This window comes from Aeromonas sp. ASNIH8, from assembly GCF_002919855.1.
GTDB classification, from domain to species: Bacteria; Pseudomonadota; Gammaproteobacteria; order Enterobacterales; family Aeromonadaceae; genus Aeromonas; species Aeromonas caviae.
The window spans coordinates 66,160-80,001 of sequence record NZ_PQLN01000003.1 but is presented as its reverse complement, the minus strand read 5'-3'; the positions used below and the strand labels follow the sequence as shown (position 1 = coordinate 80,001).

14 protein-coding genes are annotated in these 13,842 nt (G+C 65.7%); 12 read left to right on the top strand and 2 right to left on the bottom strand.

Annotation, left to right across the window (positions count from 1 at the left end; genetic code table 11):
• Position 1 precedes the first annotated feature (1 nt).
• From C3418_RS01810 to C3418_RS01795, 4 genes are all read left to right on the top strand, one after another.
• Positions 2-1,540 carry an inactive transglutaminase family protein gene (locus tag C3418_RS01810; protein WP_010674088.1) on the top strand — a complete coding sequence of 513 codons (1,539 nt, stop codon included), beginning with the start codon at positions 2-4 and terminating at the stop codon, positions 1,538-1,540.
• A gap of 3 nt (positions 1,541-1,543) precedes the next feature.
• Complete coding sequence (locus C3418_RS01805) at positions 1,544-2,509, top strand: alpha-L-glutamate ligase-like protein (protein WP_010674087.1); 966 nt, start codon at positions 1,544-1,546, stop codon at positions 2,507-2,509.
• Positions 2,510-2,808: 299 nt separating this feature from the next.
• A complete protein-coding gene (locus tag C3418_RS01800) occupies positions 2,809-3,723 on the top strand; it encodes a hydrogen peroxide-inducible genes activator (protein WP_010674086.1) in 915 nt (304 codons plus the stop codon).
• Between the two features lie 106 nt (positions 3,724-3,829).
• Positions 3,830-4,279: a C40 family peptidase gene (locus C3418_RS01795; RefSeq protein WP_029314241.1), complete on the top strand. Its 450-nt coding sequence runs from the start codon at positions 3,830-3,832 to the stop codon at positions 4,277-4,279.
• A gap of 54 nt (positions 4,280-4,333) precedes the next feature.
• Here C3418_RS01795 and C3418_RS01790 read toward each other — a convergent pair whose 3' ends face one another.
• Positions 4,334-4,627, bottom strand: coding sequence for a hypothetical protein (locus C3418_RS01790; protein WP_010674084.1), 294 nt, complete (start codon positions 4,625-4,627; stop codon positions 4,334-4,336).
• Between the two features lie 212 nt (positions 4,628-4,839).
• Here C3418_RS01790 and C3418_RS01785 point away from each other — a divergent pair, with 212 nt between their 5' ends.
• From C3418_RS01785 to C3418_RS01770, 4 genes are read left to right on the top strand one after another with little or no spacing between them, the layout of a single operon-like run.
• Complete coding sequence (locus C3418_RS01785) at positions 4,840-6,270, top strand: coniferyl aldehyde dehydrogenase (RefSeq protein ID WP_010674083.1); 1,431 nt, start codon at positions 4,840-4,842, stop codon at positions 6,268-6,270.
• Positions 6,271-6,278: 8 nt separating this feature from the next.
• The gene (locus C3418_RS01780) at positions 6,279-6,869 is read left to right on the top strand and encodes a TetR/AcrR family transcriptional regulator (protein WP_010674082.1); all 591 of its coding nucleotides are present in this window, start codon (positions 6,279-6,281) and stop codon (positions 6,867-6,869) included.
• Complete coding sequence (locus C3418_RS01775) at positions 6,859-7,386, top strand: hypothetical protein (protein ID WP_010674081.1); 528 nt, start codon at positions 6,859-6,861, stop codon at positions 7,384-7,386. Before C3418_RS01780 ends, C3418_RS01775 begins: the two co-directional genes overlap by 11 nt.
• A gap of 16 nt (positions 7,387-7,402) precedes the next feature.
• Positions 7,403-8,587 (top strand): iron-containing alcohol dehydrogenase, encoded by a 1,185-nt coding sequence (locus tag C3418_RS01770; RefSeq protein ID WP_010674080.1) that lies wholly within the window; start codon positions 7,403-7,405, stop codon positions 8,585-8,587.
• Positions 8,588-8,602: 15 nt separating this feature from the next.
• Here the strand turns inward: C3418_RS01770 and cysM are convergent, their stop codons facing one another.
• Positions 8,603-9,493, bottom strand: a complete 891-nt coding sequence (gene cysM / locus C3418_RS01765) for a cysteine synthase CysM (protein ID WP_010674079.1) — start codon at positions 9,491-9,493, stop codon at positions 8,603-8,605.
• 154 nt (positions 9,494-9,647) lie between these two features.
• Here cysM and C3418_RS01760 point away from each other — a divergent pair, with 154 nt between their 5' ends.
• The 4 genes from C3418_RS01760 (at position 9,648) to C3418_RS01745 (ending at position 13,842) form a co-directional block, all read left to right on the top strand.
• The gene (locus C3418_RS01760; protein ID WP_010674078.1) at positions 9,648-9,905 is read left to right on the top strand and encodes a GNAT family N-acetyltransferase; all 258 of its coding nucleotides are present in this window, start codon (positions 9,648-9,650) and stop codon (positions 9,903-9,905) included.
• On the top strand, positions 9,895-10,479 hold the full coding sequence (locus tag C3418_RS01755) for a nucleotidyltransferase family protein (protein WP_010674077.1): 585 nt from the start codon (positions 9,895-9,897) through the stop codon (positions 10,477-10,479). Before C3418_RS01760 ends, C3418_RS01755 begins: the two co-directional genes overlap by 11 nt.
• Before the next feature lie 70 nt (positions 10,480-10,549).
• On the top strand, positions 10,550-12,373 hold the full coding sequence (locus C3418_RS01750) for a SulP family inorganic anion transporter (RefSeq protein ID WP_010674076.1): 1,824 nt from the start codon (positions 10,550-10,552) through the stop codon (positions 12,371-12,373).
• Positions 12,374-12,495: 122 nt separating this feature from the next.
• Complete coding sequence (locus C3418_RS01745; protein WP_010674075.1) at positions 12,496-13,842, top strand: MATE family efflux transporter; 1,347 nt, start codon at positions 12,496-12,498, stop codon at positions 13,840-13,842.

Below are 13,842 nucleotides of genomic sequence, written 5' to 3'. Positions count from 1 at the left end.
CATGGTTTCCCGTAAGCCGTTCTATCTGCTGGTCGCCCTGCTCTACATCGTCGGCCTGGGGATGACCTTCTATCATCACATCGCGCTGGACGTCCCGCTCACGCCGGGTGAAAAGCGCCAGATCTGGTCCATCGAAGCCAAGCTCGAGTTCGAGGCCACCGGCGAGCCGGTGATCGCCTCCCTGGCCATTCCGGGCACCCAGCCTGGCTTCACCCTGATGAACGAGAACGCCGCGAGCCCGGGCTATGGCCTGTCGTTCGTGGAAAAAGACGGGGATGCCCGCGCCGAGTGGTCCATCCGCACCGCCTCCGGCCGTCAGGAGCTCTACTACCGGGTCGACATGATGGCCGATGCCCATGCCAAGCCCGCCGCCAACCCGCAGCCGCCCGCCATCGAGAAGCAGATCGAGAGCGAGCCCTACGCCACGGCCATGAAGCAGATCCTGGAGCGCGCCCAGGAGCGCTCCGCCGACGGTTACACCCTGACCCGCGAGATCATCAAGGAGATCGAGAAGCAGGAACAGAACGCCGAGCTGCTCAAGTCCCACAAGAGCCGCGCCAATCTGATTGCCGAGCTGCTCAACAACGCGGACGTCCCGGCCCGGGTGGTTCACGCCCTCAGCCTGGAAGATGGCCGTCGCCGTCAGGAGCTGGTGGATTACCTGCAGGTCTTCAACAGCCCGACCGACTACAAGCTGTTCAACCCGCAAAGCGGTGAACAGGGTCAACCGGCCAACCTGCTGCTGTGGGAGTACAACTCCGGCGCCCTCCTGGACGTCACCGGCGGTCACAACTCCCGCGTCACCTTCTCGATGATCGAGCAGGAGCAACCGGTCAACGTGGCCCTGGCCCAGAAGTTCGAAAAATCCGAGATGATGAACTTCTCCATCCACAGCCTGCCCCTGGAAGAGCAAGCCCTGTTCAAGGGTCTGCTGCTCATCCCCATCGGCGTGCTCATGGTGGTGTTCCTGCGGGTCATCGTGGGGATCAAGACCTCCGGCACCTTCATGCCGGTGCTGATCGCGGTCGCCTTCATCCAGACCTCGCTGGTCACCGGCCTCATCGGCTTCCTGCTGATCGTCGGCACCGGCCTGGTGATCCGCTCCTACCTCTCGAGGCTGAACCTGCTGCTGGTCGCCCGAATATCGGCGATCATCATCATGGTGATCTCGATGATCGGCATCTTCTCGGCGTTCGCCTTCAAGCTGGGGCTGACCGACGGCATGAAGATCACCTTCTTCCCGATGATCATCCTCTCCTGGACCATCGAACGCATGTCCATCCTGTGGGAAGAAGAGGGTCCCAAAGAGGTGTTCCGCCAGGGCGGCGGCTCCCTGCTGGTGGCGGTCATCGCCTACCTGGCCATGGACAACGAGCTCATTCGTCACCTCACCTTCAACTTCCTGGGCCTGCAGCTGGTGCTGATGGCGACCGTGCTGTTGATGGGTAACTACACCGGCTACAAGCTGAGCGAGCTCAAGCGCTTCAAGCCGCTGGTGGACGAGATGAAGTCTGGTGCCACCCCGGGTAAGGACAAGTAACAGATGTGGTTCTGGCAGAAATACACCAGTCCGTGGAGCCTGTCCCAGGCTGGCATCCTCGGCATGAACAAGCGCAACCACTCCTACATCAGCCGCTACAACCCGCGCCGCCTCTATCCGCTGGTGGATGACAAGCTCAAGACCAAGCGCATCGCGCTGGATGCGGGGGTGACGGTGCCTGAACTCATCGGCACCATCCGCGAGCAGCACGACGTGACTCGCATCACCGCGCTGGTGAAGGACTGGCCGGGCTTCTGCATCAAGCCGGCCCGCGGCTCCGGCGGCAAGGGGATCCTGGTGATCCTGCGCCAGGAGGACGGCCTCTTCTACAAGCCCAACGGCAGCGCCGCCAACGGCCAGGATCTGGAGCGCCATGTCTCCAACATCCTGGCGGGGCTCTATTCCCTCGGCGGCAAGCCCGACGTGGCGCTGGTGGAAGGGCTCATCAACTTCGACGACGTGTTCGACGGCTACTCCTTCGAAGGGGTCCCCGATGCCCGGGTGATCATCTTCAAGGGGTTCCCGGTGATGGCCATGATGCGCCTCTCCACCTCGGCTTCCGATGGCAAGGCGAACCTGCACCAGGGCGCCGTGGGGGTGGGCCTGTGCCTGCGCACCGGCCGCGCCCTGCGGGCGGTGCAGTTTGGCAACCCGCTGCGCCACCACCCGGACACCGGCCTGGATCTCTACGATCTGAAGGTGCCCCACTGGGACACCCTGCTCAACCTGGCGGCCTCCTGCTACGAGATGTCCGGTCTTGGCTACATCGGGACCGACATGGTGCTGGACAAGTTCCGCGGCCCCATGCTGCTGGAGCTCAACGCCCGTCCGGGCCTCGCCATCCAGATCGCCAACGGTCGCGGCCTGGTGCCCAACCTCAAGACCATCGAGAAGTTGGGTCAGGTCAAGATGAACGTGGAGCAGCGGGTCAACTTCGCCAAGGATCACTTCGGTATCTTCGACGAATAGTCCGCCCCCCCTTCTGCAAAAACGCGCCCACAGGCGCGTTTTTTTTATGGCCGCTCCTGCTCGCAGGGCGCCCCGCCCGAAGGCCGATCCCCGTCACATCCCATGGCGGCGCCCCTTCAATGACGCGGTACAAGGGGATAAGCTCCTGACCGATGAGGGGTGGCCTGCCCATCGGAGCAGGCCACCCCATGTGCGTGAGGCAGTGCGCCTGCCAGGGGGCACCGATTTGTCGGCGACAACGGGGCTTCTCGATGGTAGATTAATCAAATCAAATAGATAGCATCGATCGGGTTTCTCCTATGCAACGTTGGCCCAGCCTGAAGCAGCTCCAGTATCTGGTCGCTCTGGACGAGCACAAGAATTTCAACCGCGCCGCCAAGGCCTGCCATGTCAGCCAGTCGACCCTGAGTACCGGGATCCAGACCCTGGAGGACATGATGAACCTGCAACTGGTGGAGCGGGATCACAAGAGCTTCATCATGACGCCGGTCGGCATGGAAATCGTGGCGCGGGCGCGCAACCTGCTCTCCGACGCCCGGGATCTGATGGAGCTGGGACAGCAGCAGGGGGGCGTCATGCACGGCACGGTGCGCCTGGGCTGCATCCCCACCATCGCCCCCTTCCTGCTGAGCAAGCTGCTGCAGGTGTGCGGCAAGGCCTATCCGGATCTGGAGCTGCTGCTGCGGGAAGACACCACCACCAATCTGCTCAAGCAGCTGGAGCAGGGGCAGCTCGATCTGCTGATCCTGGCGCTGCCGGTGGAGATCGGCGGCTTCCACAGCAAGACCGTCGGCCAGGATCCCTTCCACATGGTGATGCCCTCCCACATGGCGGCGGGCCTGCACATGCCGTTCGACTACAAGGAGCTGCCCAACCAGAGCATCTTCCTGCTGGAGCGGGAGCACTGCCTGACGGAGCACGCGGTGAGCGCCTGCCGGCTGCGGGACAAGAGCAAGATCAACCCGTTCGCCGCCACCAGTCTGCACACCCTGGTGCAGATGGTGGGGGCCGGTCTTGGCACCACCTTCCTGCCCCAGATGGCCATAGATGCGGGCATCCTCGACAACACGGACCTGGTGGCCATTCCCCTGCCCGGTGAGAAACCCTATCGGGAGATAGGCCTGGTGTGGCGCCCCAGCACCACCCGGGTGCAGACCTTCTACAAGATTGCCGAGCTGCTGACGCCGCTCATTACCCCCAAACCGGCGGGGTGATCCGGTGGCTGCCCCCACAGGCGACCACTCCTCAATGCCGTTGTCATTCAGGTTCCAGGCAGGATCATCGTCTATGATGAACCCCGTGCCCTATCAAGGAGTTGAGATGTTTCGCACCTTGCTGCTGCCCCTGCTGGCCCTGCTTCTCGCCGCCTGCTCCAGCACGCCGGAGCCTCCCCCTCCCGTGCGCCAGAGCGGCGCATTCGACAACTTTTATCAGCAGTGGCGCGGCGTGCCCTATCGCATGGGCGGTACCAGCCGCGCCGGTCTCGACTGCTCCGCCTTCACCCAGCTCGCCTACAGCCAGGTGCTGGGCTTCACCCTGCCCCGCACCACGGAATCCCAGGCGAGCCTCGGCCGCCCGGTGGACAGATACCGTCTCCAGCACGGGGATCTGGTCTTCTTCAAGACCGGCTGGCAGCAGTACCACGTCGGGGTCTACACCGGGGCAGGTGAGTTCATCCACGCCTCCACCAGCAAGGGCGTGATCCGCTCGCGCCTCGACAACGTCTACTGGAACAGCCGCTACTGGCAGGCCCGCAGGCTGGTCCAGTAGGCGCGACCCCAAACATGAAAAGGCCCCGAGGGGCCTTTTCATGTTGTTGCCTGGTCAGTGCTTGCGGTGCCAGCGGGGCGAGGTGGCGCGCTCTCCCCAGGGGGTCATGCAGGGCAGCAGGGCCCCCTCGATGACGCCCTCATGGCTCGCCAGCGCCAGGGCAATCTTCTCGTGGAGCAGGCGCAGCAGGTTCTTCTCCTGGCCCGCCAGGGAGTGGCCCGCGGCGAAATACTCCTGCTGATGTTGCAGCGCCAGCTTCTGGGCAAACTCATAGGTATTGAAACTGTCCGGCATGCGCGCGATCACGTCATCCAGCCGGGCCAGCAGGCTATGCAATTCCCTGGTCATGTGCGGTTCTCCCTCCGAGTTGGTGACTCACAATTACCCCTTATTAGATATAAGACCAATCCGGATGCCTCAAAAATGGGAGCCCGGACACAGTTCCGGACAACGCTGCCCACTGGCAGCCACCCTCTGCCCTCGCCCGGTTTACAAGTCGGCAACGAATCGCTAGATTTGGACCGACTAATCAGTCGGTCACTTTTCGTGCGGAGCATGCCATGGACACCACCGTCACCCCCGCCTCACCGGACAAGTTCTCCCTCTCCGAGCAACTGCATCGGCTCAGGCAGGCCAGCCAGGCCACCCCCATGCCGGATCTGGCGTCCCGCCTCGCCAGACTTGATGCCCTCAAGCAGGGGCTGCTGCGCCACAAGCAGGCACTGTGTCAGGCCCTGGCCCGGGACTACGGCCAGCGCAGCGATTACGACAGCCTGATCGCCGATGTGCTCCCCTGCGTCATGCAGATCAACTACACCCTGAAACGGCTCAAGGGGTGGATGAAACCGGAGCGCCGTCATTCCGGCCTGCTGCTGGCCCCCGCCAGGGTCGAGGTGCACTATCAGCCCCTCGGCGTGGTCGGCATCATGGTGCCCTGGAATTTCCCGGTGATGCTGAGCCTCGGGCCCCTCATCGGCGCCCTCGCCGCCGGCAACCGCGCCATGATCAAGCTCTCCGAGTTCACCCCTAACACCAACGCCGTGCTGCGCACCCTGCTCGATGAGGCCCTCGGCGGTGACGAGGTGGTGGTCATCGAGGGGGATGCGGGGATCGCGGCCGCTTTCAGCGCCCTCCCCTTCGACCATCTCATCTTCACCGGCTCCACGGCGGTGGGTCGGCTGGTGATGGCCGCGGCCGCCCCCCAGCTCACCCCCCTCACCCTGGAGCTCGGCGGCAAGAGCCCCTGTCTCATCGCCCCCGACATGCCCCTGGCCCTGGCGGTGGAGCGGATGATCTTCGGCAAGAGCCTCAACGCCGGCCAGATCTGCGTGGCCCCCGACTACGTGCTGCTGCCGAGGGGGCAGGAGCAGGCCTTCATCGAGGCCTATCAGGCCCATTTTCGCCGCCTCTACCCCCAGGGGATCGAGAGCCCGGATTATGGCGCCATCATCAACGCCCCCCAGTACGAGCGGCTCACCGCCTGGCTGGAGGAGGCGAGGCAGGCCGGCGCCCAGCTCCACCCCTGCGTCACGCCCGCCCGGGATGACGCCACCCGCAAGCTGGTGCCCCACCTGCTGACCGAGGTGCCCGGCCACTGCCAGGTGATGCAGCAGGAGATCTTCGGCCCCCTGCTGCCCCTGGTGCCCTATGACGACATCGAGGAGGCCCTGGCCTATGTAGCGGCCCGGCCGCGCCCCCTGGCGCTCTATCTGATGAGCCTGGACGAGACGCTGCAGCGCCGCCTCATCCGGGAGACCCACGCCGGGGGCATGGCCATCAACGAGAGTCTGTTCCAGGTGGCGGCGGACGATGCCCCCTTCGGCGGCATCGGTCCCTCCGGCATGGGCCACTATCACGGCCGCGAGGGGTTTCTCACCTTCTCCAAGGCCAAGACCGTGCTGCGCCGTGGGCGCTTCAGCACAGGCTCCCTCATTCACCCCCCCTATCGGCGCTGGTACCAGCGGCTGATGATGGCCCTGTTCCTGCGCTAGGAGGCGAGATGCGAGAGACCATGACCGACAAACGCCGCCAGATCCTGGATGCCGCCCTGGCCCTGTGCGCGGAGGATGGCCTGCAGGGCGCCGCCACCGCCCGCATCGCCAAGGCGGCCGGGGTGGCCAATGGCACCCTGTTTCATCACTTTCCCAGCAAGGAGGTGCTGATCCAGAGCCTCTACCAGGACATCAAACTGCGCCTTGGCGCCGCCATCACCGAGGCCGATGCTGCCCTGCCGCTCCAGGAGCAGGCCCGCCACTACTGGCACCAGGCCATGGGCTGGATGCAGGCCCACCCCCGTGAGCTCAGGTTCGTGCTGGGCTTTTTCCACTCCCCCCTGCTGGCCCGGCCCCTGCGCAGCCAGATCCTGGCGGAGACCTTGCATTTTCTGCCGAGCCTGCTCGCCCGGGGCCAGGCCAGTGGCGAGCTGATGTCGGCCCCGCCGGCCCTGATGCTGGAGGTGTGCCAGGGCCAGTTTCTGGCCTGCGCCTCCCTCTTTGTCGATCAGCCTGAACTGGGAGAAGACCCCCACTGGCAGGAGAGCGCCTTCACCCTCTTCTGGTCCGCCATCAGCGGAGGTTCCCATGCGCCCTGACGCCCTGCTTGCCACCGGCAGACGCCTCTGGATTGGCAGCCTGCTCTGGATCATCGGCCGCACTCTGTGCCGCGCCGCCCGGGTCGACGAGGCGGTGCGCCGCGAGCTTGCCCCCCTGCCGGACGGCCTCACCATCAGGCTGGAGGTAAACGGCATGACCCGGGGGCTGAGTCTCTACAAGTTCGCGGGGCGCTGGCACTGCGGTGAGGAGGCTGGCAAGGCGCACTCGACCTGTGCCCATGACGGCCCCCCCCCCCTGCGGGTGCGCTTCAAGCACCCCGCCGTCGCCTTTCGCGCCCTCAGCTTTCGCCTCGGCATCAACCAGGCTTTTTGCGAAAACCGGCTGCTGGTGGAGGGGGATCTCGACGCGGCCATGCACCTGGTGCGGGCGCTTGAGCAGTTGCAGAGCCTGATCCTGCCCGCCTTCATCGCGCGGCCCCTGCTTCGCCACTACCCGGACCCGCATCGCAAGCTCGCGCGGGCCTGCCACATCTATCTGGGTCTGCTGACCGGTTGAACACGAGGAGAACGGGATGAGCCGTTATTACGATTTTTTCTGTCCGGTCAAGCTGATGGCGGGGGAGCAGGCACTGGAGCTGTTGCCGGATGCCCTGAGGGGATTGGGGGCTGGCCGCCCGCTGCTGCTCACCGACAAGGGGGTCAGCGGCAGCGGGCTCGCCACCCTGCTGGCCGATGTGATGGCCGAAGGGGCCTTGCCGGTCGCCGCCATCTGGGACGAGATCCCGGCGGACTCCTCCACCGCCGTGGTGGAGCGGATCGCCCGCCACTACCGGGAGCTGGGCTGTGACAGCCTGCTCGCCCTTGGCGGCGGCTCCGTCATCGACACCGCCAAGGCGGTGAACATACTGGCGACCCTGGGGGGCGAGCGGCTGCTCGACTATGCCGGAGCGGATTGCCTGACCCGTCCCCTCAACCCCTTGGCGGTGGTCCCCACCACGGCGGGGACCGGCTCCGAAGTGACCCTGGTGGCGGTGATCAAGGACGAAGGGAGCGGGCGCAAGGTGCCCTTCACCTCCCCCTTCCTGCTGCCCCGGCTGGCGGTGCTGGATCCCCGCTTCACCCTGGGGCTGCCGCTGCCCATCACCGCCGCCACCGCCATGGATGCCATGACCCACGCCATCGAGGCCTTCATCGGCAACGGCAAGAACCCGGTCAGTGACGCCCTGGCCCTGATGGCGGTGGAGAAGATTGCCACCGCCCTGCCCAGGGTGCTGGTCCACCCGACGGACAAGGGCCTGCGGCTGCAACTGGCAGAGGGCTCCACCCTGGCGGGCATGGCGTTTTCCAACTCCATGGTGGGGCTGGTGCACGCCCTCGGCCACAGTCTGGGGGCGCGCTGCCACCTGCCCCATGGCCTCTGTATGAACCTCTTCCTGCCCACCGTGCTCGACTACAACAGGCCCGACATCGACCCCGAGCTCGCCCGCCTGCTGCTGCCCCTGGTGGGGCCGGAGCGCTTTGCCGCGACCCCGGCCGAGGGGAGACCCCAGGCCACCATCGAGGCGTTGCAGGCACTGCGCGATACCCTGTGGCAGACGGTCAAGCTGCCACGCACCCTGCGGGAGGCGGGCCTCACCGACAAGGCGCTGCTGCCCGGGATCCGGGATCTCGCCATCAACGATGGCGCCCTGCTCTACAACCGCAAGGATGCGGACAGGGACCAGCTGCTGGTCCTGCTGGAGCGGGCCTGGGAGTAGCGGGCCCCTTGCCCATCAGACATCGGGGGTGAAGACCCCGGTGGAGAGGTAGCGATCCCCCCGATCGCAGATGATCGCCACCACCACCCCCTGCCCGATCTCTGCCGCCACCCGCAAGGCCCCGGCCACGGCGCCACCCGAGCTGACACCGCAGCAGATCCCCTCCTCCCGCGCCAGGCGGCGCATCATGACGAGGGACTCTTCCAGTGTCACATCCAGCACCCCATCAACCCGCGCAGGCTCGAAGATGGCGGGCCGGTAGGCCTCGGGCCAGCGGCGAATGCCGGGGATCTGGCTCCCCTCGGCCGGTTGCAGGCCGATCACCGCCACCGCCGGGTTCTGCTCCTTGAGGTAGCGGGAAACCCCCATGATGGTGCCCGTGGTGCCCATGGCCGAGACGAAGTGAGTGACCGCCCCGCCGCTCTGGCGCCAGATCTCGGGGCCGGTGGAGCGGTAGTGGGCATCCGGGTTGGCGGGGTTGTTGAACTGATCCAGCACCAGCCCCTCCCCCCGCGCCTGCATGGCCAGGGCGAGGTCTCGCGCCGCTTCCATGCCCTCTTCCACCAGCACCAGCTCGGCGCCGTAGGCCTGCATGGCGTCGCGCCGCTCCTGGCTCATGTTGCTCGGCATGATGAGCCGCATCCGGTAACCCCGGGACGCCGCCACCATGGCCAGCGCGATGCCGGTATTGCCGGAGGTAGCCTCGATGAGCCGGGCTCCTGGCGCTAAGTGACCACTCGCCTCTGCCTGCCTGATGAGGTTCAGCGCCGCCCTGTCCTTGACGGAGCCGGCGGGGTTGTTGCCCTCCAGCTTCACCAGCAGGGTGACGCCGGGGTGCGGATTGATGCGGCGCAGCGCCAGCAGCGGGGTGTTGCCTATCAGATCGTCCAGGGTGGCGAAGGCCATGACGGATCCATCCTCTCTCTATGTTCTATACCTTGCCTTGCGACCATTCGCAGGCCGGCCAGTGTAAGCGAGCCCGCCATGGGCGCAAAGAATGGCGTTGGCAAACCCTGTCCGCCATGTTCTGATCTTCCCATTCACCCAGAGAGGACTCCCGATGAGCGACATCCTTCACCAGGCCGATCAGCAGCAGTTTGTCTGCACCGTGGACGGCAAGCTCTCCCGCCTTGCCTATCGCAGGCTGGACGCCACCAAGGTGGACGCCTACAGCACCCAGGTTCCCCCCGAGCTGCGCGGACAGGGGATTGCCGACAAGCTGGCCCGCCGCTTCTACGACTGGACCCTCTCTGAGGGGCTCACCATAGTGCCGAGCTGCAGCTACATCGACGTCTGGTTGCGCCGCAATGCCGGTTGACGCCGCGGCGCTGCGGGAGGCGCACCTGCGGGCCTGCACCGAGGCCCTGCTGCGGGCTGATCACCCGCGCATGGATTGCCTCCGGGCTGCGCGGGAGCTGGCCCTGCCCGACTGGGCCCTGGGGGCGGGGTTTGTGCGCAACCTCATCTGGGATCACCTCCATGACAAGGCCGAACCCACCCCGCTCAACGACATCGATCTTATCTATCTGGACAACGCTGATCCGACTGGATTGAAGGAAGCCGATCACGAAGCCTGGCTCGCCGCCAGGATGCCGGGCCAGCAGTGGGAGGTGCGCAACCAGGCACGCATGCATCTGCGCCAGCAGGTGCCTCCTTTTGCCAGCTCGCTCTCGGCCCTCAGCCACTGGGTAGAGGTGCCCACCTGCATCGGGGTCCGCCTGCTGGCAGATGATGCGTTCGAGTGGCTGGCCCCCTACGGCTTTGCCCCCAACTGGTCCCTGGTGGTGAGCCCCAATCCGCGCTGTCGCCAGGAGAGCCGTATCTTTAGCGAACGGGTCAGGGCCAAGGGGTGGCAACGCATCTGGCCTGACCTTGTGGTGAACTGGCCATGAGCGGATTGCAAAGGGCCGACAACCTTGGGCACACTAAGAAAAAGATGTTTGTAACTCAATGGGTTAAATAATGCGCGACTTCTTCTCTCTCGAGCGCTGGCTGCCGGGGCTCGCCGCCTTGCTGCAATACCAGCGGGCCTGGCTGATGCCGGATCTTCGCGCTGGCCTCTCGGTCGCGGCCGTGGCCCTGCCCGTGGCCATCGCCTATTCGGAGCTCGCCGGGGTAGGCGCCATCGTCGGCCTCTACTCCTGCATCCTGCCCATGGTGGTGTACGCCCTCTTTGGCACCTCCCGTCAGCTCATCGTCGGTCCGGATGCCGCCACCTGCGCGGTGATCGCCGCCGTGGTAACGCCGCTCGCCGCCGGGGATCCCACCCGTCACTGGCAACTGGTGATGACCATGACCGCCATGACCGGCTTCTGGTGCCTCATAGCCAGCCGCTTCAAACTGGGGGTGCTGGCAGACTTTCTCTCCCGCCCCATCCTGATGGGGCTGCTCAACGGGGTGGCCATCACCATCATGGTGGGCCAGCTCTCCAAGATCTTCGGCTTCACCTTCAGCGAGCGCTACCTGATAGAGCGGATCCTGAACGGCACCAGCTACATTACCCAGACCCATCTGCCCACCCTGGCCATGAGCCTGACCGCTCTGCTCACCCTGCTGCTGGCCAAGCGTTACAGACCGGCCTGGCCCTCCTCCATGGTGGCCATGGTGGTGACGGCGGCCCTGGTGTGGCTGTTCAATCTCGGCCGCGTCGACATCGCCACCCTGGGGACCATCGGCTCGGGGCTGCCCGCCTTCCAGATGCCGGACTTTCCCCCCGGGCTTATCCGTGAGCTGGTGCTGCCCGCCCTCAACCTCGCCATGGTGAGCTTCGTCTCCATGATGCTCACCGCCCGCAGCTTCGCCGCCAAGAACGGCTACGAGATTGATGCGGACAAGGAGTTTAGGGCGCTGGGCATGGCGAACCTGGCCGCCGCCGCCTCCCAGGGGTTTGCCATCAGCGGGGCGGATTCGCGCACCGCGGTGAACGACGCCAACGGCGGCAAAAGCCAGCTGGTCTCCATCATCGCCGCCGCCGTCATCGCCCTGGTCACCTTCTACCTGACGGCGCCGCTGCAGTACATTCCCACCGCCGCCCTCGGCGTGGTGCTGGTGATGGCCTCCCTGTCGCTCACGGATTTTCGCGGCCTCTGGGCCCTGCGCGACTCGGACCGCGCCGCCTTCTGGCTCGCCCTGGTGACCTTTGTCAGCGTGCTCACCATGGGGGTCATTCCGGGCATCACCCTCGCGGTGCTGCTGGGGCTGTTCCAGTTCCTGCGCAACGTGATGCGCCCCACCGACCAGCTGCTCGGCATGGACGACGAGGGCGTGGTGCGCACCCTGGGGGACAACGAGCAGGCCAAGGCGATTCCCGGCATCCTGGTCTATCGCTTCAACTCCCCGCTCACCTACTTCAACGCCCCCTACTTCAAGCGGCGGGTGCTGGCACTGCTGGTGCAGGATCCCCACAATCCCAGGTGCCTGGTAGTGGATGCGGTGGCCTGCTTCACCCATCAGGACATCAGCGTCATGAGCATGGTGGGAGAGCTGCACAAGGAGCTCAAGCGGCGCGGCATCCACATGGTGATGGCCGGTCGGCACGGCCAGATGAGCCAATGGTTCAAACAGGCGGGGATCCGGGTCGGCGAGGATGGCATCATCCTCTGCCCCGACATGTACCAGGCCCTGCGCATGACCCGCTGCTACCGGGAGCCGATGTTCCGGGACGACGAGGGGGTGGAGAGCACCACGGATGCCCTGCTCACCCGCTGGCCGCACGATGACGACCTGCCCGACTCGGCGCGCCTCACCCGCCCCAGCGAGCAGGAGGCCGGCGCCACGCCGGTCTGAGACACATCCCCTGGTCACAGGCCCCCTCCTCCTGCGACCAGGATTGCACCCCGCCCCCGCTTGGTGTTAAATGCCCCTCCAGTTGGCCCTGACGAGGGCCATCGCCAGCACCTGGATATCCCATGCAGACTCAATCCCACGCGGGCCCGGGCTCCCTCTTCGCCCTGACCTGGCCACTGTTCATCGATCTGGCCCTTCACTTTCTGACCGGGGCCCTCAACACCTTCATGGTGGGCCATGTCTCCTATCAGGGGGTGGCGGCCCTCGCGGTGGGCAACCAGGTCTTCGATCTCGCCATCACCCTGTTCAGCTTCGTCAGCATCGGCACCAGCGTGGTGATCACCCAGTATCTGGGGGCGGGAGACAAGGAAAAAGCCCGCGTCGTCATCCACACCGCCATCGGCTTCAACCTGCTGGTGGGACTGGTGGCCGCGGTCGGCGTCATGGCGGGGGCCGGCACCATGCTGGCGCTGATGAACCTGCCTGCCCACCTGATGAGCGACGGCAGCCTCTACCTGCAGATCATCGGGCTTTGCCTGCTGCCGGAGGCGGCGGCCCTCTGCCTGGCCGCCACCCTGCGTGCCCACGGCCACACCCGCCAGGCCATGTACGTGACCCTCATCGTCAACCTCATCACCTTCGTCGGCAACCTGCTGCTGCTCTATGGCTGGTTCGGCCTGCCCCAGCTCGGGGTCGCCGGGGTCGCCATCAGCACGGTGGCGGGGCGCATCGTCGGGGTGGTGCTGCTGGTATGGCTGGTGGCGCGCAAGACTGGCATCCGGCTGCGTCTGCCCGAGATCGTCCGCCCAAGCCGCGCCATGCTGGACAAGGTGCTGCACATCGGTCTGCCGGCGGCGGGGGAGAACCTCTCCTGGATGCTGCAGTTCATGGTGGTGACCGCCTTCGTCGGCCTGCTCGGCGACAAGGCGCTGGCGACCCAGTCCTACTTCTTCCAGATCTGCCTGTTCATCCTGCTGTTCGGCCTCTCCATCGGCCTTGGCAACGAGATCATCATCGGCCACTTGGCGGGAGCCCGACGCTTCGATCAGGCCTATCGCCAACTGATGAAGAGCCTGAAACTCGGCCTCATCGTCACCGCCGCCATCGCCATCGCCGCCGCCCTCAACGGCCGCGCCATCATCAGCCTGTTCACCGACGACGCCGACATCATCACCCAGGTGGCGCAGCTCTTCCTCATCAGCCTCATCCTCGAACCCGGTCGCACCTTCAATCTGGTGGTGATCAACGCCCTGCGCGCCACCGGGGATGCCCGTTTCCCGCTCTACATGGCGCTCGTCTCCATGTGGGGCATTGCCGTTCCCCTGGCCTATTTCCTTGGTATCATGCAGGGCTATGGCCTGGTAGGCATCTGGCTGGCCCTCGCCTGCGACGAGTGGGTGCGCGGTCTGGCCATGTTCTGGCGCTGGCGCAGTCGTCGCTGGCAAAACAAAATTCTTGTCGAAACATAA